Below are 26,586 nucleotides of genomic sequence, written 5' to 3'. Positions count from 1 at the left end.
GTGTCATATATGAAGAGTAATAAGCACTACAGGTGGCTGATCGTCGTAATTTTTGTTGTGATCATGTCCGCTGTGACTATGGAAGCAGTATACGCGCAAGCAAATGTACCTGCTTTTCCAGGAGCGGAAGGCGGTGGTAAATTCACATCTGGTGGTAGAGGATACGATGTATATGAAGTGACGACAACTGAAGATTACGGAGAAGGTGAAGCTGCGATTTCTGGTTCATTGCGGGAAGCTGTCAGTCAGGATAACCGGATGATAGTTTTTCGGGTGTCTGGCACAATTCAACTGGAACAGCCCTTAAATATTGCGAGAAAAAATATAACGATCGCTGGTCAAACAGCTCCTGGCGATGGGATTACAGTGGCAGGTTACGGGACTGAGATTAGTAATTCCGAAAATATAATCATCCGATATATGCGTTTTCGACCTGGAAGCACGAACCTGCATACCGAGTTTGACGCTTTTGGTGGCCGTGATATCAAAAATGCGATGATTGACCATGTGTCTGCCAGCTGGGGAATCGATGAGGCATTTTCTTTTTACCGAAATGAAAATACGACCGTTCAATGGAGTGTGATCAGTGAAAGTTTATTAATCTCAGGTCATACGAAAGGGAGACACGGCTATGGCGGGATTTGGGGTGGAGAAAATGCTACATTCGTAAATAATTTACTTGCCACTCATATTTCCCGTGTGCCGGCCCTAGGTAACACAGGGAATGAATTGCATCCTGTATCACATGCGGATATTGTAAACAATGTCATATACAACTGGGGCTTTAATTCAACCTATGGAGGGGAAAATCAGCAAAACAATATAATGAATAACTTTTATAAACCAGGTCCTGCGACATACGATAATGTCAGTCAGCGTATTATCAGTCCTGGTAGGGATGGACAGCCAGGATGGTTCTATATTGCAGACAATGTAATGGCTGGTAATAAGGCAGTTACCGAAAATAACATGCTAGGTGTCGAAAATATCAAAGAAGATGTTACGTTTGGAGAAAAGCCGTATCCTGTTGCTGGACATGACCAACTGGCTATTCGACCGGCAGAAACAGCTTATCAGGAGGTTCTGGATAAAGCGGGGGCAACATTGCCAAAGCGTGACCCGGTTGACGCGAGGGTTGTTCGTGATGTCAGAAATGGTACAGGACGTATTATTAATAATGAATGGGAAGTCGGTGGTTTTCCTGAGATGAAATCTTCGGAAGCACCAGTCGATTCCGACCATGATGGTATGCCTGATAAGTGGGAGAAAGCCAAGGGATTAAATCCTGATGACAGTGAAGATGGTAAAGCCATCACGTCTTCAGGCTATTCCAATCTTGAACTGTACTTGAATAGTTTAGCAGATATGGACCATGAAGCAGCCAATCCCGATGGTGTACTAGCTTCACCGCGAGCGCATAGTGTTCATAAGGCTGGTAAGGATATTCATTTTAATGTAAATCTAGAAAACAAGCATGAGATTGCTAGTGTTGAATATTATCGCAATGACGAGAAAATAGGGGAAGGTACAGGCAGATCGTTCGGCTTTACTTGGGAAGACGCACCGGATGGCACTTGGTATGTATCAGCCAAAATTACCGATAAGGATGGAAATGCTACACAAACCACTTCTGCTCCAATATACGTGAATACGATGCATCAGTCTGGCGAGTGGAAATCAAAGAATGTCGGTGACGTTGAAGTGAAAGGAAATGCAAGTATAGAAAATGGCCAATTGACGGTTAAAGGTACTGGACGAATAATCGAGGACAAGGATGCCTTCCAGTTCGCTTATCAGAAATTGAAAGGCGACGGCACGCTGACTGCAAGGATTTCCGATGTAACGAAATTAAATAATAATGCGATTTCTGGTTTAATGATTAGAGACGGGCTTTCGCCAGCTGCCAAAACCGCTATGATTAGTACTTCCGTAGTGAAAGCAGACCGACAGGATACGTTATTCGCTGTTCATTTTTCTTCCCGATCTGAGAAAGGTGGAACCATTATTGCACCAGGTGAAAATGATCGACCTGAAGAAAACGGTGTCCCGTCCCTGCTGAATACGACCATTCCCTATTGGCTCAAGATTGAACGAGTGGGAAATAGTTTAACCGGTTATGCATCTGAAGACGGTGAAGAATGGATAGAAGTTGGTACAAAGGAAATTGACATGAAGAAAAAGGTGTATATCGGTTTTGCAGTCGATGGCGCAAAGAATCCGAACGACTTGATTCATTATACGACTGCTACATTTAGTAATATTACGTTAGAAGAGGAATAAGGCGTTAAGGTTGGTCTTCGGTGTGGAGATCAGCCTTATTTTTTATCGGTTAAGAAAGAAAGTGCGGTCACAGCAGTAATCATATTGAATAGGAAGCTGATTCCCTATAATGTGGATTATGTCTAGCCATCGCTTCCAAGCATCCATATTGAGATATTTAATGTGCTGGGATACCGCTTCGGCCAACCACTCCTGCGGGGCACGGCTGAAGCCGTGCCCACAGGACGTGGAGCCTATTTCCGGAGCTTTGCAACGCAGGTAAAATATTTCAAAATGATCGTTTTGCTATACAGCCTTAGTTGACATAATCTATATTATAGGAGGTTGTTCATTAATGAAGTCAATTAGGACCGGGCGGGTTATGGCCGGTTTTTTTGTTTGCTATTTATTTTTCTTCATGCTTAAATGAAATGTGAACTTTTATTATTGGAGGAACAAATATGAGGGAACGCAATATAGCTCTTGCTTATATACTATGGTTTTTCCTTGGACAAATCGGTATTCACCGTTTTTACACGGGAAGAATTGCAAGTGGAATTACCCAACTTTTATTAGGTATCATTGGTTGGGGAACGACATGGCTCTTTATCGGCTGGATCCCACTCGTTTTCCTTTGGATATGGTTGTTTATCGATATTTTCCTGATACCGGGTATGTGTCGTCGACCGCGTTAAAAGCTATTGCTGTTATGCAATAGCTTTTTTTGTGAATAGAAAAAGTATATAAGTCTGACATTGTGGTGATTTTGATAGGTTTCATCAGCTTAGTAAAGTTCGGGAAGTATGACCCGCAGAAGTAGAGTGGTTAGACGGAGCGGTATTTCCGCACAGGAATCATTTCAAAATAAGCAGCTGACATAATCCGTATTAAAAAAAGTTGTATACACTTACGTTAGTGAAGACCGGGCAGGTGAAGAGTTTGTTTATGGTGGAAATTTATGTAACTTCTAGAAAGTGCTGTGGTACTTTTTTTTTGAAAGCAAGCTGATTAAAGGTGAGGAAGGTAAATCATTGACTGTAGATAGTGTATGTGAAGATTAATCCCTAAAGATTCATCTAATGGACAGAAATCTGGAGAAAAGTAAAAAGCTGTCCGTAAGAACGGATCTAACGGACAGAATTATGGAAAAAGGTAAAAAGCTGTCCATAAGAACGGATCTAACGGACAGAAATTCGGAAAAAGGTAAAAAGTTGTCCATAAGAACGGATCTAACGGACAGAAATTCGGAAAAAGGTAAAAAGTTGTCCATAAGAACGGATCTAACGGACAGAAATTCGGAAAAAGGTAAAAAGTTATCCATAAGAACGGATCTAACGGACAGAATTATGGAAAAAGGTAAAAAGTTGTCCATAAGAACGGATCTAACGGACAGAATTATGGAAAAAGGTAAAAAGTTGTCCATAAGAACGGATCTAACGGACAGAATTATGGAAAAAGGTAAAAAGTTGTCCATAAGAATGGATCTAACGGACAGAATCTTAGAAATAGGTAAAGAATTGTCCATTAGACCATTGCTTATTTTGTGCTCGCATTTTACATCTATCGTGCAGTGCCTGTGTTCCAACTTACCAGTCATAAATATAGCCGATCACGTCAAGCGCCTGATCAATTGTTTCGACGGTGACATTTGCTTTGTTAGACAATTCTTTTAATGGATGAATCAATGATTCCGGACGAATTAGAATAACAGGTTTGTTCATGGTGATTGCTGTGCTGGCATCCATCGCTGTGTTCCATTGTTTATAATTTTCACCGAATAATGCGATGACGATGTCGGATTTCTGCATTAAGACTTGTGTACGTAAATTGTTGATTGCAGAGGCGGCATCGTCTTTATAATAGTTGCCAGGCTGCTCTCCCAGTATATCTTCGCCAATGTTGTCGGATCGTTCATGGTTAGTTTGTGGGCCGACAAATGATAATGGTAATTCTTTTTGCTTTGCTCTTTTTTCTACTTCCAGGCGCCAGTCATCATGAATCTGACCAGCTAAATAAACAGTTAATTCCATCTGCTCACTCCTATTGAAAAAATTTCTTTCTTCTATCGTAATCAATATAAGCAATTACTTCAAAGAAAAGGGCTACGTTTAAAAAATACTTAAATCCCATTGCTTGGCTATGTGACGAATCAGTTTTATTCCTGCGATGCTATTACCTTGTTTATCAAGGGCTGGACCATAGACGCCAATGCCACACCCTTCAAGAAAAGGCAAGTTCTCTTCTCTTGCTCGTGGAGGAGCAATGGCAACAATCCCACCAGAGACACCACTTTTGGCAGGAATACCGACATATGCTGCGAACTTTCCAGAAGCATCATACATGCCGCACGTCAGCATCAATGACTTAGCTAAACGGGCAACCTGCTTGGGAATAAGTTCTGTCCCCGTTTTGGGATCCTTTCCGTCATTGGCTAAAATCATCCCTAAATGAGCCAAGTCTTTCAGCGAGATTTCGATCGAGCATTGTTTAAAATATGTTTCCAATGTCAATTCCAGCTGATCTGACTCGAGATAGCCCGTTTCAACAAGATAATAGCCAATCGCCCGATTTCGAATCGAAGTTTGCATCTCAGACTGAAAAACATCTATGTTTAAGGCAGGGCGGTAACCTAAAATATTTTCCAGCAGTTGAAGAAGAGGTTCTAGTTTCTCGGCAGATGTTTTTCCGGTTAATAGGGATGTCACGGTAATGGCACCAGCATTCACAAATGGATTAAACGGCTTCTTGATCTGCTTCATTTCTAAATGCATGATCGAATTAAATGCCTCGCCGGTCGGCTCTACGTCGACTCGATCGAGTACATAGGAAACACCTCTTTGCATACAAGCGACAATAAAGGTGAAAACTTTAGAAATACTTTGTATCGTAAAAGGAATATCGACATCGCCAGACTCAATGGTAACGCCGTTTGTTCCCATGATGGAAATGCCTAAGTGATTTTTATTTGCCTGCTGTAAAATGGGTATGTAGGAAGGGAGTTCTCCTTCTTTTGTATGTTTCCAATAAAACTTTACCCAGTCATCTACATAATTTTGCAGCCAGTCTTTTGTTAGTTTTGTATTTTGATTCATAGCTCCTTGGACCAAAAAATCACCTCATCTATTATTTACAAGTCAATGGAAAATAGTATGGTTTGTATCACTATTTTAACATTAAATTTAACTTATAAACTTGCGGGTCACTGTTTTCGAAAGTATTTTTTTACTTATATTTGGCGGCATTTCCTCCCTTTACTCCTATTTTTTATTTAAAAATAAAGAAACTAGCATTGATAAAAAGCAACCAAACATGGTATAAGTATAAAAGAAGCAAAGCTATCTTTGCTTCTATTTGAGTGGTTTGACCTGGCAACACAATGAGAGGATTGGAATATATGACAGATAATTTTTGGCGTGATTTACCGCGCCCGTTCTTTGTACTAGCACCAATGGAAGATGTGACGGATGTGGTGTTCCGCCATGTGGTGAGTGAAGCAGCCAGACCGGATGTATTTTTCACCGAGTTTACCAACACGGAGAGCTACTGTCATCCGGATGGAGAGGCTAGTGTACGTGGGCGCTTGACTTTTACAGAAGATGAACAGCCAATGGTGGCACATATATGGGGAGATAAACCCGAATTTTTTAGACAAATGAGTATCGGTATGGCGGAAAAAGGTTTTCGCGGTATTGATATTAATATGGGATGCCCAGCCCAAAATGTGGCAACAAACGGAAAGGGATGCGGTCTGATCAAACGTCCGGAAGTTGCAGCAGAGCTTATCCAAGCAGCAAAAGCAGGTGGATTACCTGTAAGCGTGAAGACAAGGCTAGGCTACACGGAGGTAGACGAATGGCACGACTGGCTCAAACACTTGTTGGAGCAAGATATCGTGAATCTTTCCATTCATCTCCGTACCAAAAAAGAAATGAGTAAGGTTGATGCGCATTGGGAACTGATTCCGGAAATTAAGAAACTTCGTGATGAAGTGGCGCCAGATACCTTGTTGACGATCAATGGTGACATCCCTGACCGTCAAACTGGTTTAGAGTTAGCGAATAAATATGGTGTCGATGGCGTTATGATAGGACGAGGTATTTTTACCAATCCATTTGCCTTTGAGAAAGAGCGAAAAGAACATACGAGTCAGGAATTGCTCGATCTCTTAAGAATGCATTTGGATCTCCATGATAAATACACAGAAATAGAGCCGCGTCTATTCAAACCGCTTCGTCGTTTCTTCAAAATATATGTCCGTGACTTTCGCGGGGCTAGTGAATTAAGAAATCAATTGATGGAGACAAAGTCAACCGATGAAGTACGCGCATTGCTCGATCAGTTTGAAACAAAATAATACGAATTTCTCATAATAGAAAAAAGAGCAGGGAATTCCCTGCTCTTTTTATGTTATATGTAGGAAAGCATAAAATTGCAGTCACAGCAGTAATCATATTGAACATGAAGCAGCGTTCCTATAATACGGATTATTATGTAAAGTACAGTTGTCTCACTTTGTGGCTATTTTGATAGTTATTATGTGCATAGCAAAGCTCCGGAAATAGGCTCCGCGTCCTGTGGGGTCGGGTTCAGCCTCCTCGCGAGCAGAAACCGCTCACTGCGGGGTCTTCACACACGACTGATCCCACGAAAGTCTCCGCCTATTTCCTACGCTAATGGGAAGTACTACAACGATTGGAACTGCTAGAAGCAGTGGTGCTAAGCAATGTAATTCATCAATTAAGGTGTAAATCTTGCAGATAGTGCATCATGTCCTAGCGGTCTTATAAATTGTGGAGCGGTATCCTAGCACATAAATTATTTCAAAATCTTACATAATCCATATTATAAGAAACTGTATATTATTTTGTGAGTTAGATCCGGTTGGGCTTTCCTGTTTTTTTTCTGAAAAAGTAGTTATCGAAGCTTTTTCTTCCCTTTCACGATAAATAATATCGTCACTAGAGGCAGGAGCGTCATGGCTATCATCCAGACAGAAGATGATTGGTCGTTTATATAATGTTTCGCCTCGTCCCCAATAAAGTAAATAAGAATCGGGATTGGAAAAAAACGAATGATCCGTCCGATGATAGAACCGATTAGAAACGGCAGGAAAGACATTTTTAAAGCACCGCCTAAAATCGCGAACACTTTAAAAGGGATCGGTGTAATACCAGCAATAATTAACGCGATGATCCCGTATTTATCGAATAACCTTTCTGCCTTAGTGATAGTCTTCTCGTTTATCCATCTGTGCAATAATGGTTTGCCGATATAGTAACCAAGCAGATAACCGAGCATAGCGCCTAAAATAGAGAAAAAAACGGTAATGCTTGCTAACCAAAAGGAGCTGTATGGATTAGTTCCTGATAATGGAATGAGGAATACGTCTGGTGGAATAACAAAAAAAGCTGATTCTGTAAATGCTGCAATAATGAGTCCCCATATTCCCAACTGTTCTAACATCTCCGTCATTTTTTGCAATGGCGATCCTCTTTTCTGAAATTACTACTTTAATAAAAACAGACCAAATCACATGTGATTTGGTCCGAGGATGTTTCTTCTGTTTATCACGGCGCTAATACCCGAACTTTATTTCTCCAGTTTTGCAATCCGGTCATCAAGTGGCGGGTGTGAAGAAAATAAGGAGAAAAAGCTGCTTTTGCTGCTGATTTTCATTGTTTGAACGGCAGAGTCATCCGAGTAATCTTTGACATTGGCACGGTCTACATGCATTTTTAATGAACGTAGGGCGTGGGCCATTTTGTCACGTCCTGCTAATGCTGCACCGCCATTGTCGGCATGATATTCACGATGACGGGAATACGCACTGACGACGAGACTGCCGAGAATCGAGAACAGAATCTGGAATACGATGATCGCAGCAAATTCGACGATCCATTGTAACTCCGAACGAACGAGACGAGAGACAGCGATCGCAATGATTCGAGAGAAAAAGACAACGAACGTGTTGACGATTCCCTGCAAGAGTGTCATCGTAACCATATCGCCATTCGACACGTGTGCTACTTCGTGAGCAATTACTCCTTCAATGGCATCATCATCCATGGAATGCAATAATCCACTTGAGACAGCGACGAGCGATCTTTTTTTCGATGGGCCGGTTGCGAATGCATTGACTTCCGGTGACTGATAAATGCCGACTTGCGGAGTGTGCCGTAATCCTGCTGCACGTGCTAGACGTTCTACTTTTTCATACACAATACGTTCTTCTGCATTTGCCGGACGATTTGGATCGATTACTTTCACTTTCATCATCATTTTGGCAATCCAACGGGACATAGCAAGTGAAATGAACGAGCCGGTGAAGCCGACTACCAGACTGAAGATCATCAGCGTTCCATAATCGATTTCGCCGTTTCCTAAACGGTAAGACCCGTTAATACCGGTGTATTGCGTGATGACAGACCAGACAATGACGATGGTAGTCATCACCAGAATATTCGTTAACAAAAACAATAAAAGACGTTTGCCCATTTATTATCCTCCCATTACAGCATAATTTGCTTCAATCATACCATATAAATAGAACATAAGCCTATTAGAATGGCTTTTTCTTTTGCCGATTTTACTATACGATTAGAGAAAGTAACATGCTGGGGGAATCGATCGTGATAAAAAAATGGCTGATCTTGATTATACCGCTTTTTATGCTTGTGATTTTTTTCTTTATCTTTTTTCAATTGCATCGGTTGCTCGTACTAGAACAATCACCGAAAAAGGTCGATGCCATAATAGTTTTGAGTGGTGGAACAGGAGACAGAGAAGCGGAAGCCGCAAAGCTCTATCATGAAGGATACAGTGATACGATTATTGTCACTGGTGCACTCGTTGGCTGGCAAACGTATACGTCAGATATTATGCGGGAGCATTTAATCAAGCTAGGTGTTCCGAATGATGCGATTTTTGATTATAAAGAAGTGACGAGTACCAGAGAAGAAGCGGAGCTGTCGATTCCGCTTTTACGAGAGCTGAGGGTGAACAGTTTGATGGTCGTGACCAATAAATATCATTCCGCACGGGCAACATGGATTTTTGAGCGAACATTGAAGAAGGAAGAGATCGAGGTTATCTCGGTACCGATTCGAGAGGATGTCTTTGACCGAAATTGGTGGAAGCAGCACGAGACTAGAAAACAAGGAGCTACCGAAGCATTGAAAGCTGTGTGGGAGTTGTTTCGCTTATAGAAAGAATATCTTATTTGAGAAATAGTGTCCTCTGTTACACGTTAGGATCACAGTTGAAAAAAAAAGCCAAAAGTGGGGAGCAGTGCTACAGCATTTGTATCGTTTAGCGAGAAAGGATCCAAAAATGGGAAGGAGTCACCCGAGATTTGTATCGTTTAGTGAGAAAGGAACCAAAAGTGAGAAGCTGTCACCCAAGATTTGTATTGTTTAGCGAGAAAGGAACCAAAAGTGGGAAGGTGTCATCCGAGATTTGTATCGTTTAGCGAGAAAGGATCCAAAAGTGAGAAGCGGTCACCCGAGATTTGTATCGTTTAGCGAGAAAGGAACCAAAAGTGGGAAGCTGTCACCCGAGATTTGTATCGTTTAGCGAGAAAGGAGCCAAAAGTGAGAAGCGGTCACCCGAGATTTGTATCGTTTAACGAGAAAGGATCCAAAAGTGGGAGCAGCTCAACAGGATTTTTAGCGTTAATATAGAAAGAAGACAAATGTTTGGTGTCGCAATTAGTATTTGTCTTCTTACAGAGCCATAGAGTTGGCCAACCACATTCCAGGCAGGACGAGAAGTGGTTGGCAGAAGGTGTGCAAGCACTCTTAGCGCAACAAGGATTCTGCTCCATCAATAAACATTTCTGTTCCGGTAATGTGACTCGCTTGTTCGGATGCGAGAAAGGTGACAAGGTCTGCTACTTGCTCCGGTTTTCCCGGGCCGTGCTCTAACGGTTTGTCACCTTCCGGGTATTCTACAGGGATGTTGATTTTTTCTAGTTCGGGTGTTTTCTCTGTGTTCTTGCCTATGTTCGTTTCAATTGCTCCGGGGCAAATAATATTGACCCTGATTTTGTATTGTGCCAATTCGAGCGCTGCCATTTTGCCGAAAGCCATTTGGCCAGCTTTTGACGTACTGTATGCAGCCATGCCGAAATTGGAGAAAATCCGGTTACCATTTACGGAGCTCGTGATGATAATACTTCCACCGCTATTTTTCATGAAGGGAATGGCATATTTTACGGTGTGGAAGGTTCCTTTTAAGTTGGTGTTAATGGTTTTGTCCCAATCTTCAGGTTTTAAGTCCTCGATTGGTGCTAGCACCCCGTTGATACCACCGTTGGCAAAAATAATATCAATCTGTCCCCAATGATCAGCCACTTCCTGCATTGCATCTGCTACCCGCTGATGATCCGATAGGTCTACATCTGCAATCATTGCCTCTCCGCCTAAGTCTGTGATGTCGTCTTTTACTAGTTCTGCCTGTTCTTCTTTCAGGTCCATTAGACAGACCTTCGCGCCTTCTTTCGCCAGTGCGATTGCTGAAGCACGACCGATGCCAGAACTTCCACCGGTAACTACAGCTACTTTGTCAGTAAAACGGTTATCCATTTTGCTTCCTCCTAGCTTTTTTCCATCCTATTCCCGATTATTTCGGATTTACACATATGTAGCACAGAAATAAAACCGGGGAGAAAAAAACTGCCCGGTTGTTATTGCATGATATTCTCGATTGCCTGTTTTTGCTGTTCGTAATCGCGTCGTACTAAATCCATTGCTCCCTCATCGTGCGTAACTTTTGCAGCTTGCTCAATCGAACGCTCTGCACGTTCCATCGAATGCCTGATTTGTTCTAAGATGTCATCATTAAGGTGACTTTGTGCTTGCTGGACGGCATGCTGTAGATGAAGAATGGATTGCTGTGCCTGTGCAAGCTGGTTCTGGTCCTGTAAACTGGAGATATTGTTTCCTTTTTCCAAGATGAATTCCTCCTTGATATAAGCGTACATTGTTTAATGTGCGATGGTGGAGGGATTTTATTCATCATTTGTCTAAATCATGAAGAGGGGTGTGATCACCATATTAACCAATCAACCATCATTTCTGATCCGAACTGCACGAGAAACAGATGCGAAGGAGTTAGTACAAGTCCGTTTGCAATTAGATGGCGAGACAGAAAATATGGATCGGCAAAAAGGGGAAGCGTATTTAGATGAAGCAGCGTTTACACAGCTGATTAGAGATGATTGTGAAAACGCACGCCATCTATTTTTAGTTGCTGAAAGGAATGGGATTATTGCAGGATTCTCGCGCTGTGAAGGTAATGAGTTAAAGCGCATGGCTCACAAGGTAGAGTTCGGAGTAGGTATATTAAGGGAATATTGGGGTTTTGGTATCGGCAGACAGCTTCTGGAACAATCGATTCAATGGGCCGGGGACCATGCAGATATAAAGAAAATGCAATTAAGTGTACTGCATACTAATGATAGAGCAATTGCCTTGTACAAAAAATTAGGTTTTGAAGTAGAAGGTGTATTGAAAAAGGACAAGCTGCTTTCGGATGGGAAGTACTATGATACTATATTGATGGGGAAATGGTTGAGATGAGTTAAAGGGTTGAACTTGTTTTGTTTCGATTAAAAACAAAGCAACCTGCCTCAGCAGGCTGCTTTGTCTAATTACTTATGATGGTTTTTATCACGCCCGAATAAGCGGTCGCCCGTTTCAATCGCTGGACGTGGTGCTTCTTGCATGTCATAACCTAGGAAGAAGCTTGTATGTGGCGGCTGATTGTAGCCGACATTCTGCCACGCAACGCCCATGCGGTAAACCGGATCGTGCATCAATGTGTAGATTTTTTCATCTGTTACATCTGTTGTCGTGTAAATCCGTAATGTTTCACTATCTCCTGACGGCCAGATCACTTCTTCGCGCCAGTCACCAAAAAGGTCCGCTTGAAGAGAAGGATTACCTTTCGTGTAATTGTTGGTCCGGGTTCCTTCAGGAGTTAACAGGTTGACGAGTTCATTTTTTTGATAATCCCATTTATCGATACGGCCAACGCCATATGGATCACTGCTGGAATCGAAGGTATGGTCAAGCAGTTCTCTGCCAAGATCGCCATCCCACCAGACCGCATGATTGACAGATCCTGGTGTTGATTCGGAGATGATATCACCATTAACCGCATGCAAGCCGGTTCCTTCACTTCCATCCCATGAGGCAGATGTCCAGAACTCTGCGCCTTGATAGCGCGGATCAATATCAGCAATTAAGCCCCTGCCGACATCTTTACGAACGTTGACGCCGTGAATTAATTCACCGGTTTCCGCGTCGCGAATCCCATAGCCGATCGGAATTTGCGTGTCTTCATGCGGCTGGAAAATTTCAAGCCCTGGACGATTGGGGTCAAAATCACTAGCATGCAGCGCATCACCATGGCCCCATTCAGTAGTGTAAAGCCCGGTGCCATCATCGTCGACAACCATAGCGCCATATATGATTTCGTCTTTACTGTCTTTATCAACATCCGCAATCGATAAACTGTGATTACCTTGTCCTGCGTAATCCTGGTTGCCCTCATCATCTGTATCAAATACCCATTGTCTGGTTAATTCGCCATCTCGCCAATTGTAGGCAGCGATCACTGTTCGAGTGTAATAACCGCGCGCCATAAGTATACTAGGGCGTTCGCCATCCAAGTAGGCAACTCCTGCTAAAAAGCGGTCTGCCCGGTTACCATAGTCGTCGCCCCAGTCGTTTAAGTTACCGCGCGGTGGATAATAATCTGTGGTTGTTAGTGCTTTCCCTGTTTCCCCTTCAAAAACGGTTAAATATTCCGGTCCTTGCAGCACATAACCACTGCTGTTACGCCAATCTGCATCAGCATCGCCAATTACAGTACCTTGTCCGTCAATAGTGCCATCTGCCGTTTTTAAAACCACTTCTGATTTGCCATTGCCATCAAAATCATAGACAAGAAACTGGGTATAGTGGGCACCTGCACGAATGTTTTTTCCAAGATCCATTCGCCATAATCTGGTTCCGTCTAATTCGTATGCATCCATGTATACATTTCCTGTATAGCCGGATTGTGAGTTGTCTTTTGAGTTGGACGGGTCCCATTTTAAAATAATTTCATATTCGCCGTCGCCATCGATATCACCAACACTGGCATCGTTGGCACTATACGTATAATCAACACCATCCGGAGTAGTACCGCCAGCTGGTTTATCCAGTGCTACACTTAAATAATTCTCTGACCAGACGTTTACTTCCTTGGTTATTTTGTCACCACTGCCTTTGATGATTTTCACTTGATAGGTAGAATCAGCAGTTCCATCTTCATCAAAAAAGTTGGTGCTGTCCTCGATTGGCTTTTTATTTACTTTCTTACCATCCCGGAAAAGGTTAAACTTGACGTCTGTCGGGTCGGTTCCAAGCATTTTCCAGCCAACATAAACGCCATCATCCGATTGTACGGCCACAAGTGCACGGTCCAATTGCTCCATTTGTCGTTTCTTCGCTTCTGTGACAGGAGATTCAACTGCATCAGTGTGATCGGAGATTCCTCCGGCATTGACTGCACGCACCTGATAATAATAGTGATTATAAGTCAAAATGGTGTCATCTGTGAAACTTGTTTCTGTGGTTGTTCCTATTTTTTCGAAATCAACCGTTGCTTCTGGATAATCATCAGGATTATATTTTGCTCGGTAAATATAATATAGCAGTGCGTCATCAGATGCTTCCCAGTCGACCGTTACTTGATCGATGGACGCATTTTCTACCGCCAGATTAGTTGGAGGTTGTGGTGCTGTTTCATTCTCTTTGATTAACGTGGCGGTAACTTCATTACTTTTATCCGATTCGATACCGGATGGATGAACGAGTGAAACGGCATAGGTGTATTCGTAACCGAGTTCAACGGAGGAATCAGTATACGTGTTTTCGCTTGTTTCATCGATTTTACTAAAGGAATCTTCATCTGCTGCCTTGCGATAGATGTTGTAGTGGCTCGCATTGTCATCTGCTTGCCATGACATGGTGACTGCACTATCTGCTGTATAGTTAATAGAATCAACGCTCAGGTTCTCTACTTGTGCTAATGGCACGATTTCCAGACCATTTATGCGACCATTCTCGCCAATATCAATCGTTAACTGGCCATCTGTAACCGTAATATTTTCAGTCAGCTCAGCGAATTCACCGCCACTGGATGTGATATTGCCATAATCTTCTCCATTGATCACGAAACTGGATCGATTAAAAGCAATCTCGTCCCCGGCAATGATTCTGACAAAATAGTCACCATTCGGAAGGTCCAGTTGGAAGGAATAGTCACTATTAATGACGAAGTCTCTTTTTAAGTCATCGGGATTACCACGGTCCCGAGTGTCAATGCTTTTACTTAAACCGTAGCCTCTGCTTTCCTCATAAACCGTGGTATTGGCAACTTGCGTATAGCCGTCTGCAACAGGACTGCCTTCTGAACCAAAGTCAAATAAATAGCTGTTGTCCTCTTCTGCTGCCTGGGACGGATTCACTGGTAAAAGTGCCGCAAGCAAAACGATAATAAGGATACTGGATATGTGTTTCATCTGATAAACTAACCTCCTAATTGATTTTTAGTTGCTGAGGGAACAGTGATGTTAGAGTGGAATGCACCTCCTTGTTAGAGAGAGTTGAAGTCATGGGACTAAAGTTTGATAACGCTTACATTTATGGGCGTGGAACCCATGACCTGCTTTTTGCTGCTGAGGGTCTGGATGCGATCATAGAGTAGGGCAGAAATAGAAAATAGTCAAGAGAAACACTGATATTTGAACGGAAAACACTGAAAATTGATGGTGAAGAACTTTGAAGTTTTATGGATGTGATAGAAATGTACTAAATATGGTTTAGGTTGTTTCGTGAGAGAGTTTTTGTGTTAAAAGAGTCATCATCCGCCTTAAAGAGATTTTTATCATGGTGCTAACCGTTTGTAAGACTCCCATTTCAAGCTTCGAGTATCACAGAGAAGCTAAGTGGGTGTAAACAGCCGCTAACCCCCTGATAAGCTTCACTTTATACAATTGATTACTTATGCATTTTCCAAAATAAAAAAAGTCCGGGCCATCAGAGGGAGATGGCTCGAACTTTAGGTGGTTGATGAACTTTAGCAATATAATTTTACTGAATCGATTGAAGTAATTGTTCCAAGCGAGGTCCTAAACCATCACCTGCTTCGATAGGATAGTCATATTCAATTACAAGCACATTTGCATCAATTTGTAATACATAGTAGCCGGTAGAAGATGAGTTGCTTTCAATGCTTTGAGCAATACTCGGATAAGGATATTCGTTATTCATATATTCTTGTTGTTCGTTAACATTTGTGTACTGTTCTTTATATTCAGTTTCGAGATTGTTTGCAATCTGGTCAATGGTGCTGTCTTCCATGACAGATAAAGTGAAGGATATAGGCATATCAGAATTATTGTTATGATGTCGTACTTTATTCCCTTCAATCGCATAATAATCTAATAATTCGGCGATTGAATAGGTGATACCATAAGGCTCCATTTGATAATTTTGTACCGAAATTTCACTTTCCATTCCTTCAAGCATAATCGTAGTAGTCTCTGTCCCAACCTGATCCACCTTAAACTCCTCAGGACTAACATTCTCTTCATCAGAGTCCGTATCCTCTTCTTCCGACTCTTGTTCTTCATCAAGAGTAGTCACATCTGCGGGATCTTTCCCTTCGTTTTCTCCGGGCTGACTTCTTTCGGATGAATGCTCTTCGGCCGGCATTGTTAAAGGTTGCTGTTGATTAATCATGCTGTAAACCAATATACCACACAGTAGAATCGCTGCTGCAGACGTAAACCAAATGATGGTGTGCTTTGCTTTGGAGCGGGCCTTCTTCTTTTTTGCATGTTTTTGCAGGGCCATTTTCATCTTCTCCTTTTGTGTATCATTGATTTTGGCATTTGATTTCAAGTCTTTTAACTCCTTTATTAAATCGTCTTCGTTATGACTCATAGTGAACCTCCTTTACATGCAATTTCAGTGCTTTTAATGCGCGGTGGAAAGTGACGCGTACTTTTGATTCGGTCCACCTCAGAATGCTGGCTGTTTCTGACACTGTCAATTCTTCGATGCCACGAAGGATAACCACATCACGGTAATCTTGTTTTAATTGGGCGATTGCCCGGTGCAACTCTAGTTTTCTCTCATTTAATAGATGTTTATCTTCTGGTGAGATATCTATTTTGTGTTCATACGTTTTGATTAATTTTCGCCAATCTTTGCGTTTTTGTTTTCTAGCTTCGTCGATTGCCAGATTTCGGGCGATCGAGATGAGCCAAGTTTTCGGACTGGCATCACCCTTGAATGAATCATAGCGGTCAATCGCTTTAATAAATACCTCTTGGACGAGATCTTCTACATCTGATGTGGAGGTGTAATAAATTAAAAAACGGTAGACATCATCTGCGTAAGCATCGAACCAATCGGTAATTAATTCTTCATCCATCTCTTAACCTCCTTGTTCTTTCATCTTCGCTGTTCTTACTTATTAGACGCATCAGGATTAGAAACATTACAGTTTTCGATAAAAATATCCGATATATTCGAAGTTAACGATAAACAAGTAGCTTGGTTGATCTATTAACATAATGATATGATACATAAGGAATCAATGGAAAGAGTAGGAGCGTTTATGATGAAAAAAACATCATTTTTACAAACATCAATGGAAACATTTCAATGGTTTATCTTTTTATTAGCAAGTTCAGTTGCCTTACCCATCGTAGTAGGAGCCATGTTTGAATTAAGTTTTCCGGAAATCGCTGGGTTGATGCAGCGGACCTTCTTTGTCGTGGGACTGGCTTCCTTTTTGCAGGCGATACTTGGTCATAAGATGCCGATTATGGAAGGACCTGCAGGGATCTGGATTAGTATTTTCTCAGTTATGGCTGCCACTGGCTTACAGAATGGAACAGCATATGGGGATACGTTACGTTTATTAGAAACGACCATGATCCTGACAGGGCTTTTCTTATTCTTGTTCGGTGCATTGAAGCTGACACAGTATGTCCTGCCAATCTTCACACCGTTAGTGACAGGTACTTTTTTCTTACTGTTAACCGTTCAGTTGAGCGGTACGTTTCTCGAGGGAATGCTCGGACTGCAAGGTGGATCCGAGAATATTCAAGTAAAAGAAGCATTGATTGCAACGTTAACGTTCATGATCGTGCTAGGATTATCGATTTTTTCAAAAGGATGGTTAAGTAATTATTCGATGATTATCGGTATATTTATCGGCTGGTTTATCTTCGTGATTGTCAACGGTGAGGCCCCGGTAGTGGGGGATGTGGCACTATTTGCATTGCCAGATGTGTTCGCATTTGGAATGCCGGAATTTAATATTAGTCTGATTCCGATAGCTTTTATTACAGCTGTTATTCTGCTTTCGAACATCGTCGCCTCTGTTGTGGCGGTTGATCAAATTTTAGGTAATAAAAATAACGATCGCAAAAAGGAGATTAATCGTGGAACGGTTGTCTTCGGACTCAATCACGGGTTAGCCGGCATGTTCTCAGCCATTGCCAATGTGCCACTGTCCACGTCTGCCGGTTTTATAGAATTGACTGGACAAAAACGGAAAACACCATTTATCTATGCATCTTTTCTATTAATGGTAATTGGATTCTTTCCGGTGATCGTCTCCTATATATCAAGCATTCCATCACCTATCGCTAATGCGGCCTTAATGGCATCGTTTATTCAGTTAGTAGGATTAGCGATCCGTAATGTTAACTACTATCCGCTTGATAACCGACGCGTCACGATTCTGGGGATTGCTTATCTGGTCGGGATGGGGACGATGTTTCTGCCAGCAGAGGTCTTCTCTGAATTACCGTTACTCGTACAGAATGTGATGAGCAATGGCCTGTTGGTCGGAACATTTTTAGTCATGATCATGGAGCAATTGTGGAAAGAAGAATCCAAATAGAAGCTCACAAAAAAAACAGGCCCTTTTTCGATCAGAAGGGCCTGCATTATAGCGCGTAGTGTTCGAATTTAGTAACGACTTAAAGTAAAAGCATTTCAATTGCCTATGGCTACTCTTCGAATCCAATCTTCTCTTTAAAATCATCCAAAGAATCGTCTGGTTTCACTTCTCTTCTGGGAATTTCATAGATGTTTGTGGTTCCAGGGACGACATCATCGGGATTGACGGTAAACGCCATATGAATACCGAGGTCTTTTAGTATACTGACCACTCTATTGTTGTATGCCCCGTATGGAGCGGCAAAGGCTTGTTTATTACCATCCAGATTGTAGATGCTAGTTGCAATATCTTTTTTGATAAGGTCGGAGGTCAAGGCGACTAAATAGGCTTTATCACGGTTGGTGCGTTTATGAAAATGATAAGTGTGGCTTTCGAACTCAAAAATGTCACAGCTGTTTTGCATATCTTCTAACGTGTAGTACTGATATTTACCGGGATCGTACTCGTAGTCCTCTTTTCTGACGGCGCCGGTTATGACAAAGCTTGCTGCATTAAATCCGTTGGCGCGAAGCGTAGGTGCCACCTCCAAAGTGTTTTCGATAAAACCATCATCGAATGTGAGGACAACACTCTTTTTCGGAATAGCCAACTTCCCAGCAATAAACATTTCTAATTCTTTTAACGTTAACGTCGTATATCCCTCTTCTTTTAAAAATTCAATCTGTTCCTGAAAATCGGACTGTAAAATCACTTCGGAAATTAAGTTTCCATTATACTGTTTATGGATTCTGCTGATGGAATCTTCCGGGACAATCCGATGATACATCAGGACTGTCACTTTCTCAGCTTTATCCTTCTTTGATACACCAAAATCACGAATTTCATCTGTCCAGCGTTGGCATTCATTGATATCAAAGGTTTCATTTCGTGGAAATAGCTCGCTGTCTGGCATAGCCATCGCAGGTTGACTGCATAGGAAGGACAATCCAATCATCATGAGAATCGTCTTTTTCATAGTGTTTGCTCCTTTTAACAAAGATGTAGCGATAGTTTCTGTAAAACAAACGTGTTTCATTCGAAATAAAAAATGCATGATTCCGGCAATGAACTGGAAACATTATCATGTTGTAAATTAGCTGTAAAAAGCTCTCTCATTTTATGGTAAAATAAAAGCTGAATAAAGGAGTGCATATCATGTTTAATGGAATTCATCACCTTGCAATTATTTGTTCCAATTATGCTGTTTCCAAGGATTTTTATATAAAAAAGCTAGGTTTTACTGAAATTCGTGAAGTATATCGTGAGGAGCGGAAGTCATACAAGTTGGATTTAGCGTTGAATGGGACTTATCTGCTCGAGTTATTTTCATTTCCGGATGCGCCTGAACGACCCAGTTATCCGGAAGCACAAGGTCTTCGTCATCTTGCTTTTACCGTGGACAACTTGGTAGAAACGGTGACACACCTGCAGAAACAAGGGATAGAAGTGGAAGGGATTAGAACGGACCCGATTACAGGGAAACGATTTACTTTTTTTCAAGATCCTGATCAATTACCTATCGAACTATACGAAAACTAGTCAGATACGTAGAAAAAGGAGGTGAAACTGTGCATAAAGAGATGAAAAAACTAGTAACGATACTGGTACTGATTACAGTTGTTTATTACATCCTGTTGACGTTGTTAGAAGGAGCTTCTTTTTGGCGGGAGATTGTGTCGACAACAGCACCGATAGTGGCAGTATGTATAAGTGGCAGATGGATTCATCAGGCCTACCGTCAGTCAGATCAAAGCCAGCAACGATTTTGGCTATGGATAGGTTTATCGATGGCAGCTTATGTGGTGGCCAACCTGACTTTACTTGCTGATATACTTTTGAGTGGGGGAAACAGTTTTCCGCTGCTGTCATTATTAGGTTGGTTTGTGACTTACAGTCTGTTATTGCTTGCCGTTTTACATAAGATTAAATTATTAGAAACAGATGTGTCGACGAGTCCGTTTTTGTTCAACATTTTCATCTTTATGATTTTTATCACAGTGATTTGTATACATTATCTTTTTCAACCGGTTATTTTCTACGCAGAACATTCGATTTTGATACAGGGAATTATTATTGCTTTGCAAGTTTGTTTATTAGTAATCATGTTCGGCATTACGACATTATACTATCTCATATTCTTCAGCAAACAAAGAGGAGCCATGGCATTTTTTATAGCAGGTGTATTTTTTCATATCTTGGCGATTATGTTTCTGGTGATTGCGGAAATGAATCAATGGCATGCTTGGTTTGATTTGATTGATGCAATATGGCTATTTTCCTTACTGTTGATTGGTACTTCAGGAAAACTGGTGCAACTTCAGCTGCCGACTGCAGATTGGAACTTCTTAAAAAACGAAGAACGGAAGGTTACGTTTTTCCCTTATTTGTCTGTGTTAGTACTGATGCTGTTCATGTTGCAGAGTTATCATTGGGAATGGAATGCACTAAGTCTCGGGTTAATGATTGTCTTTATCATGCTGGTAGCGAGGCAGCTGATGGTGATGAAAAAGAATACACAACTGGTTCGTGAATATCGTTATCTTGCTTATCACGATGCATTAACTGGACTGAAGAATCGTGTCAGTTTTACCGAAGAATCGAAGAAACTGCGTAAACAAGGGCAGCCGCTTGCTGTCCTGTTAATGGATCTCGATCGATTCAAGAACATTAATGACAGTCTGGGGCATCAAGCTGGTGACCAAGTTTTACTGGAAGCGGCAATACGTCTCCGTAAAGTTGTGACGGGAGGAGCGGAGGTATACCGGATTGGTGGTGATGAGTTTATTATGCTGGTTCCCGAAGCCTCCGTGGATAAAATGAGAGAAGTATCCAATGCGATATTGGCTGTCTTTTCCAGCCCCTTTCACCTGGAACAATATGAAGTTAGTTTAACTCCAAGTATTGGTATTAGCTTTTATCCGGAAGATGCGATGACGGAGGAACAGTTAATGAAGCATGCCGATGCCGCGATGTATCAGGCAAAGCGTCTCGGTAAGAATCGCTACTACTTTTTTGATGAAGTGTTGCATCGACGAATCATGCGTAAGCTGACCCTGGAAATGAAATTAGAAAAGGCGATCGTGGAAGAGCAATTTACAGTGGTATATCAGCCGATCGTCAGTCTGTCTTCGGATACGCCAGTTGGGGTGGAAGCACTGGTTAGATGGGTTCATCCGACAATGGGAGAAGTATCACCGACGGAATTCATCCCGATTGCCGAAGAAACTGGTCAAATACATAAAATTGGTGAATGGGTATTGCGCAAGGCATGTTACGATATAAAACAATTACATGAAGCAGGTTTTCATGACTTAACGGTGGCAGTCAATGTCTCGCCAAAACAATTGGAACGCCGTTTTGTAAAAACAGTGAAAACTGTCTTAGAAGAGACCGGATTACCCCCGCAATATCTCGAATTAGAAATCATTGAGAGCCTGATGCAAAACATTGATACGTCAAAAATGATTTTGCAGTCCTTACATGATGTAGGAATCGGCATTGTGATTGATGATTTCGGCACAGGATATTCATCCCTCTATCTGCTAAAAGAGCTGCCGATCGATAAATTAAAGGTCGATAAACATTTTATTAAAGGTGTAGAGGATAAAACCAGTTTAGCGATTGTTAAAACAATGATCGATATCGGTGCCAATCTTCATTTGAAAGTGGTAGCAGAAGGAATCGAAGCGGATTGGCAGCGAAATATTTTGCATCGGCTGGATTGTGATTATGGACAAGGGTATTATTACTCAGAGCCGGTATCTTTGATCGAACTAAAAAAGTATATCCGATCATAATAATGTAATCAAGTGGTTCTCGTTGTTATAATAGGGGTGGAGGGATTGGAAGTGAACTTCTTTAAACGCTTGTTCCAACCAAAAAAATGTGCAATGTGTGGCAAGAAACCAGTCAAACCGACTTATTATTATAACGATCAAGACCAAAAAGTGCCTGTCTGTTTCAAATGTGTGACGTATGCAGAGAGACGGGCTTTTCGAAAAGCGTAGAGTAGTGTAGCTCTACGTTTTTTTCCTTATACATTAGGAAATATAAAGTATTAGTGGACTAAGCTCTCGCTACAACACGAGGACTATAGTGAAGGAGGAATAGAAATGAAAGCAGTAATCGCAAAAGAACCAGGTGGAGCAGAGCAACTCACCTATGCTGAACAGAATGAGCCAACAGTAGCTCCAGGAGAAATGTTAATCGAAGTGCATGCAACAGCAATGAATCGTACCGATATTTTAAACCGTGAAGGGAAAATCGGTTATGCGGAGAATCCGATCATTGGTGTCGAGGTCGCTGGCGTTGTCATCAATCCGAATGGTCATGATCAGTTTACAGTAGGAGAACGGGTGATGGGATTAGTCAACGGTGGCGCCTACGCGGAGAAAGTAGCCATGCCTGTTGATCGGGCAATGAGTATTCCAGCCGAACTTTCGTTTGAACAGGCAGCAGCTATTCCGGAAGTGTTTTTGACCGCCTATCAAACACTTTATTGGATCGGAAAATTGCAGAAAGGTGAAACGGTTCTGATCCATGCCGGTGGAAGTGGCGTCGGTACGGCGGCAATTCAGTTAGCGAAGACACTGTCTGACGCGCGTGTTATTGTCACCGCTGGGTCGGAAGAGAAGTTGGCTGTTTGCAAAGAGCTAGGTGCCGATGTCGCAATTAATTACAAAACACAGTCCTTTGAGGAAGAAGTATTACAAGCGACTGACCAAAAAGGTGCCGATGTAATTCTTGACTTTGTCGGAGCGAATTATTGGCAGAAAAATTATCGCAGTATCGCTATCGATGGTCGCTGGGTGTTGATCGGCGTCTTAGGTGGCAGCAAAGTAGAATCGATTTCATTGATGGAACTGATGGCCAAACGGATTCAGCTTACCGGTACATTGTTAACGCCAAGAAGCGATCAATACAAAGCAGAACTATCCGATGACTTTCTGAAAAAGACAAGTGATTATTTTGAGAATAAGTCGATCAAACCGATAGTGGATCAAGTATTTCCAATAGAAGAAGTGGCAGATGCTCATCGCCATATGGAAGCCAACAAAAACATAGGTAAAATTATTTTAAAAGTACGATAAAGAGGAGGCTGCTGGTGTGACAGAATGTATGTTATGGAACCACGAGATAGTGGAAAGAAAGCCGGAAAATGCGCTCGTTTCGTTCGAGGACCGAGGCTATCAGTTTGGTGATGGCGTTTATGAAGTTATTCGGATCTATGATGGAAAGTTCCATGTGTTAGATTGGCATCTAGACCGCCTATTTTATTCGATGGAACAGCTAGCTATTCGTCCGCCTTTTACACGCACAGAGATCAAAGAGTTGTTGAAAAGATTGGTGGCGCAAAATAATTTTACAGCGGACGGCAAGTTGTATTTGCAAGTAACACGGGGGATGCAGCCACGTGATCACGTATATGACGAGGAACTGGATGCGATCTTTTATGCAACGGTGAACAAGTTCGATCAGCCGCTGGAAAAGTGGGAGAATGGCGTGCGTGTGACATTGCAGGAAGACATTCGCTGGCTCCGTTGTGATATAAAGTCACTGAATTTATTGGGAAATGTGCTCGCGAGAACGAAGGCACAGCGTAATGGATTTTACGAACCGCTTTTTTACCGTGATGGCATGGTCCGGGAATGTGGCGCGTCCAATTTTTACATGATAAAGGATGGAACGATTCATACTCACCCTGCTAATAACTATATCCTTGGCGGCATCACGAGGAAAAAAGTAATCAAGTTAGCGTCAGAGCTTGATATTCCGGTCGTAGAAGAAATGTTTAGTGTGGAGGAACTGCAAGAGGCAGATGAGTGTTTCCTGACTGCTACACCGATGGAAGTAGTGCCGGTGACACACATTGATGAGAATCAGGTTGGAAGTCATACGGTTGGACCTGTCACCAGACAGTTACAGCAATACTATCGCAAACGTGTCTATGACGATTTAGAATAATGTTCACAAAAAATGCCCACTTTTTAACAGAGTGGGCATCATTTTAAGGGAAAGTTTGTGATATAATGAACATATAAGAAAATAATGGGGTGAGCGTATGATGACGATGGTAGCTTTAACACCTATTTTGGCTGTTTTTCTATTTTTAGTATTGCTTCGAATGCCTGCGATGAAGGCGATGCCAATTAGTCTGGCAGTGACCGCTGTTCTTGCCTTTTTTTACTGGAAGGTTCCAGCCGTTCAGATTAGTGCATCCATTGTGGAAGGCGTTTTAATTGGTATTTCTATTTTATATATCGTGTTTGGTGCGATCTTATTGTTAAATACTTTACAGAAAAGTGGTGCCATTGATACCATTCGAGCTTTCTTTATGGGGGTCACACCGGATCGTCGCGTGCAGTTAATTCTGATTGCCTGGTTATTTGGCGCTTTTATTGAAGGATCTGCCGGATTTGGTACACCAGCGGCTATTGTGGCTCCCTTATTAGTCGTGCTGGGATTTCCACCATTAGCTGCCGTAGTGCTGGCCTTGATTGCAGACAGCAGTCCGGTTTCGTTTGGTGCGGTTGGAACGCCAATTATTGTCGGTGTTCAGCAAGGGTTAATGGAAGGCGGAGACATCGCTCCGTTAGCGGCTAATTTCTTAGGAGATACTTCGCTGGATACATACGCCAAAACAGTTGCCAGCCAGGTGATGCAGTTCGACCTAATCACTGGTACATTAATGCCTTTGATCATGGTCGTCATCCTCACCCGCTATTTCGGAAAAGAAAAATCATGGAAACAAGGCTTCGTGATCTGGCGTTTTGCTTTATTTGCTGGTCTAAGTTTCACTGTGCCAGCTTTTATCGTAGCGACCGTGATCGGTCCAGAGTTCCCATCTATTGTCGGTGGTCTGGTCGGATTGCTGCTTGTCCTTTTTGTGATTAAGCAAGGGTGGATGATGCCGAAATCGACTTGGGATTTTGCGGATCGGGGAACGTGGCCAGCTGGATGGTTAGGTGATCTGCCTATCGCTGATAAAGAAAAAACCGCTTCTATGTCGTTAGTAAAGGCGTGGGTTCCTTATGTTTTACTCGGTTTGTTATTAGTGCTCAGCAGGTTGAATGCACTTCCGTTTAAACAATGGCTGATAAGCGCTAAAATAGGTTGGGAAAATATTTTAGGAACGACGATATCGGCTGTCTTTGAACCATTATATTTACCTGGAACGATTTTTCTGGTTGTCGTTGCTGTCACCTTTTTTTATCACAAAATGAGTCTGAGCGCGTTCAGCCAAGCATTGTCTGTGTCTGGAAAAACGTTAATCGGTACGTCGATTACACTGTTCACCGCTGTTCCGATGGTGCGTATTTTTATTAATTCTGGTGTGAATCATGCTGGTTTGGAAAGCATGCCAGTCGAACTCGCCTATCAAGCGTCGGATTTATTAGGAGCCAGCTGGCCGTTAATGACGCCGTTTATTGGTGCGCTAGGTTCCTTTATCTCAGGTAGTGCGACCTTTAGTAACATGATGTTCTCCTTATTCCAGTTTTCCGTTGCCGATCATGCCGGCCTCGATCCGACCGAAATCGTCAGCCTGCAAGTTTTAGGTGCAAATGCAGGCAACATGATTTGCGTCGTCAATGTCGTGGCAGCAGCATCTGTCGTCGGATTAATCGGCAAAGAAGGTCAAATCATCCGCATGACACTCATCCCCATGGTGATCTATTCCGTTATCGCCAGCATATTGGCATTTCTCTGGTAAGCCTCACGAAAGTAGTGAGGTTTTGTTGTCAGTAAAGAAAGCAAAAAAGTGCAGTCACAGCAGTAATCAGATTGAAAATGAAATAGAGTTCCTATCATATGGATTATGTAAAGTGAAACTATCACACTTTGTGGTTATTTTGATAGTTATTATGTGCATAGCAAAGCTCCAGAAATAGGCTCCGCGTCCTGTGCGCACGGCTTCAGCTAGGCTACTACTTGAACAGCATCTGTGCTGCCTTGTGCCGAGGAAGCTCACTTCGAAGCGATACTTGCAGACGCAGGCACAAATGAAGTGGATCTTCAGCTCGTGCTGATTCCACGGGAGACTCCGTCTATTTCCTACGCTTTAGGGAAGTGCTACAACGTATGGAACAGCAAAAAGCAGTGGTTCTAGGCATAATGTTAATCACTCAGTTCCTGTTATATATACAGTGATCAACATGCTAGCTCTTACAAATGGTGTAGATTCCACATCCTAGCGTAGGCCAACCACGTAGACTCCCGCGGGATTATGCAGGCGCTGAAGATCCACTTTGTGAAGCGATCTTTCTTCACAAAGTTAGCTTCAGCCGTGCCCCGCAGGACGCGAAGTGGTTGGCTGGA

General features: G+C 42.2%; 21 protein-coding genes. 11 read left to right on the top strand and 10 right to left on the bottom strand.

Annotated elements, in window-relative coordinates; all coding sequences use genetic code 11:
• Positions 1-9: 9 nt before the first annotated feature.
• Positions 10-2,280 carry an Ig-like domain-containing protein gene (locus tag MUN87_RS07810; protein WP_244747147.1) on the top strand — a complete coding sequence of 757 codons (2,271 nt, stop codon included), beginning with the start codon at positions 10-12 and terminating at the stop codon, positions 2,278-2,280.
• Between the two features lie 440 nt (positions 2,281-2,720).
• Positions 2,721-2,954 (top strand): TM2 domain-containing protein, encoded by a 234-nt coding sequence (locus tag MUN87_RS07805; RefSeq protein WP_244747146.1) that lies wholly within the window; start codon positions 2,721-2,723, stop codon positions 2,952-2,954.
• Between the two features lie 891 nt (positions 2,955-3,845).
• Here the strand turns inward: MUN87_RS07805 and MUN87_RS07800 are convergent.
• Both MUN87_RS07800 and MUN87_RS07795 read right to left on the bottom strand, forming a co-directional pair.
• Positions 3,846-4,289 (bottom strand): YtoQ family protein, encoded by a 444-nt coding sequence (locus MUN87_RS07800; RefSeq protein WP_244747145.1) that lies wholly within the window; start codon positions 4,287-4,289, stop codon positions 3,846-3,848.
• Positions 4,290-4,367: 78 nt separating this feature from the next.
• On the bottom strand, positions 4,368-5,366 hold the full coding sequence (locus tag MUN87_RS07795; protein WP_244747144.1) for a glutaminase: 999 nt from the start codon (positions 5,364-5,366) through the stop codon (positions 4,368-4,370).
• A gap of 287 nt (positions 5,367-5,653) precedes the next feature.
• On the opposite strand from MUN87_RS07795, the gene MUN87_RS07790 reads away from it, so the two are divergent.
• A complete protein-coding gene (locus MUN87_RS07790) occupies positions 5,654-6,613 on the top strand; it encodes a tRNA dihydrouridine synthase (RefSeq protein ID WP_244747143.1) in 960 nt (319 codons plus the stop codon).
• Between the two features lie 560 nt (positions 6,614-7,173).
• Here MUN87_RS07790 and MUN87_RS07785 read toward each other — a convergent pair.
• Positions 7,174-7,731, bottom strand: coding sequence for a YqaA family protein (locus tag MUN87_RS07785; RefSeq protein ID WP_244747915.1), 558 nt, complete (start codon positions 7,729-7,731; stop codon positions 7,174-7,176).
• Positions 7,732-7,848: 117 nt separating this feature from the next.
• Positions 7,849-8,754: a protease HtpX gene (htpX, locus tag MUN87_RS07780; protein ID WP_244747142.1), complete on the bottom strand. Its 906-nt coding sequence runs from the start codon at positions 8,752-8,754 to the stop codon at positions 7,849-7,851.
• Positions 8,755-8,888: 134 nt separating this feature from the next.
• On the opposite strand from htpX, the gene MUN87_RS07775 reads away from it, so the two are divergent.
• The gene (locus tag MUN87_RS07775) at positions 8,889-9,464 is read left to right on the top strand and encodes a YdcF family protein (protein WP_244747141.1); all 576 of its coding nucleotides are present in this window, start codon (positions 8,889-8,891) and stop codon (positions 9,462-9,464) included.
• A 591-nt stretch (positions 9,465-10,055) separates the two neighbouring features.
• Here MUN87_RS07775 and MUN87_RS07770 read toward each other — a convergent pair.
• Entirely contained in the window at positions 10,056-10,841 is a 786-nt protein-coding gene (locus MUN87_RS07770; RefSeq protein WP_244747140.1) for an SDR family oxidoreductase, read from the bottom strand.
• Positions 10,842-10,942: 101 nt separating this feature from the next.
• Positions 10,943-11,209, bottom strand: a complete 267-nt coding sequence (locus MUN87_RS07765; protein WP_244747139.1) for a hypothetical protein — start codon at positions 11,207-11,209, stop codon at positions 10,943-10,945.
• 91 nt (positions 11,210-11,300) lie between these two features.
• Between MUN87_RS07765 and MUN87_RS07760 the strand changes: the two genes are divergently transcribed.
• On the top strand, positions 11,301-11,837 hold the full coding sequence (locus MUN87_RS07760; RefSeq protein WP_244747138.1) for a GNAT family N-acetyltransferase: 537 nt from the start codon (positions 11,301-11,303) through the stop codon (positions 11,835-11,837).
• 71 nt (positions 11,838-11,908) lie between these two features.
• Here the strand turns inward: MUN87_RS07760 and MUN87_RS22365 are convergent, their stop codons facing one another.
• The 3 genes from MUN87_RS22365 to MUN87_RS07745 all read right to left on the bottom strand — a co-directional run bounded on the left by MUN87_RS22365 (position 11,909) and on the right by MUN87_RS07745 (position 16,749).
• Positions 11,909-14,830: a rhamnogalacturonan lyase family protein gene (locus MUN87_RS22365; protein WP_305037447.1), complete on the bottom strand. Its 2,922-nt coding sequence runs from the start codon at positions 14,828-14,830 to the stop codon at positions 11,909-11,911.
• 571 nt (positions 14,831-15,401) lie between these two features.
• On the bottom strand, positions 15,402-16,256 hold the full coding sequence (locus tag MUN87_RS07750; protein WP_244747137.1) for a hypothetical protein: 855 nt from the start codon (positions 16,254-16,256) through the stop codon (positions 15,402-15,404).
• Positions 16,246-16,749, bottom strand: a complete 504-nt coding sequence (locus tag MUN87_RS07745) for an RNA polymerase sigma factor (protein WP_244747136.1) — start codon at positions 16,747-16,749, stop codon at positions 16,246-16,248. Before MUN87_RS07745 ends, MUN87_RS07750 begins: the two co-directional genes overlap by 11 nt.
• A gap of 186 nt (positions 16,750-16,935) precedes the next feature.
• Here MUN87_RS07745 and MUN87_RS07740 point away from each other — a divergent pair, with 186 nt between their 5' ends.
• Positions 16,936-18,231: a purine/pyrimidine permease gene (locus tag MUN87_RS07740; protein ID WP_244747135.1), complete on the top strand. Its 1,296-nt coding sequence runs from the start codon at positions 16,936-16,938 to the stop codon at positions 18,229-18,231.
• Positions 18,232-18,340: 109 nt separating this feature from the next.
• Here MUN87_RS07740 and MUN87_RS07735 read toward each other — a convergent pair whose 3' ends face one another.
• A complete protein-coding gene (locus tag MUN87_RS07735) occupies positions 18,341-19,246 on the bottom strand; it encodes a polysaccharide deacetylase family protein (RefSeq protein WP_244747134.1) in 906 nt (301 codons plus the stop codon).
• Between the two features lie 179 nt (positions 19,247-19,425).
• On the opposite strand from MUN87_RS07735, the gene gloA2 reads away from it, so the two are divergent.
• From gloA2 to MUN87_RS07710, 5 genes are all read left to right on the top strand, one after another.
• The gene (gloA2, locus tag MUN87_RS07730; protein WP_244747133.1) at positions 19,426-19,809 is read left to right on the top strand and encodes an SMU1112c/YaeR family gloxylase I-like metalloprotein; all 384 of its coding nucleotides are present in this window, start codon (positions 19,426-19,428) and stop codon (positions 19,807-19,809) included.
• Between the two features lie 29 nt (positions 19,810-19,838).
• On the top strand, positions 19,839-22,067 hold the full coding sequence (locus MUN87_RS07725; RefSeq protein WP_244747132.1) for a putative bifunctional diguanylate cyclase/phosphodiesterase: 2,229 nt from the start codon (positions 19,839-19,841) through the stop codon (positions 22,065-22,067).
• Between the two features lie 315 nt (positions 22,068-22,382).
• Entirely contained in the window at positions 22,383-23,360 is a 978-nt protein-coding gene (locus MUN87_RS07720; RefSeq protein ID WP_244747131.1) for an NAD(P)H-quinone oxidoreductase, read from the top strand.
• A 16-nt stretch (positions 23,361-23,376) separates the two neighbouring features.
• On the top strand, positions 23,377-24,234 hold the full coding sequence (gene dat / locus MUN87_RS07715; RefSeq protein ID WP_244747129.1) for a D-amino-acid transaminase: 858 nt from the start codon (positions 23,377-23,379) through the stop codon (positions 24,232-24,234).
• 97 nt (positions 24,235-24,331) lie between these two features.
• On the top strand, positions 24,332-25,981 hold the full coding sequence (locus tag MUN87_RS07710) for an L-lactate permease (protein WP_244747127.1): 1,650 nt from the start codon (positions 24,332-24,334) through the stop codon (positions 25,979-25,981).
• The last annotated feature ends 605 nt before the right edge of the window (positions 25,982-26,586 follow it).

The sequence above is a fragment of the Gracilibacillus salinarum genome, from assembly GCF_022919575.1.
In the GTDB taxonomy this organism is placed as follows: Bacteria; Bacillota; Bacilli; order Bacillales; family Amphibacillaceae; genus Gracilibacillus; species Gracilibacillus salinarum.
This window is presented reverse-complemented; position numbering and strand designations above follow the sequence as displayed.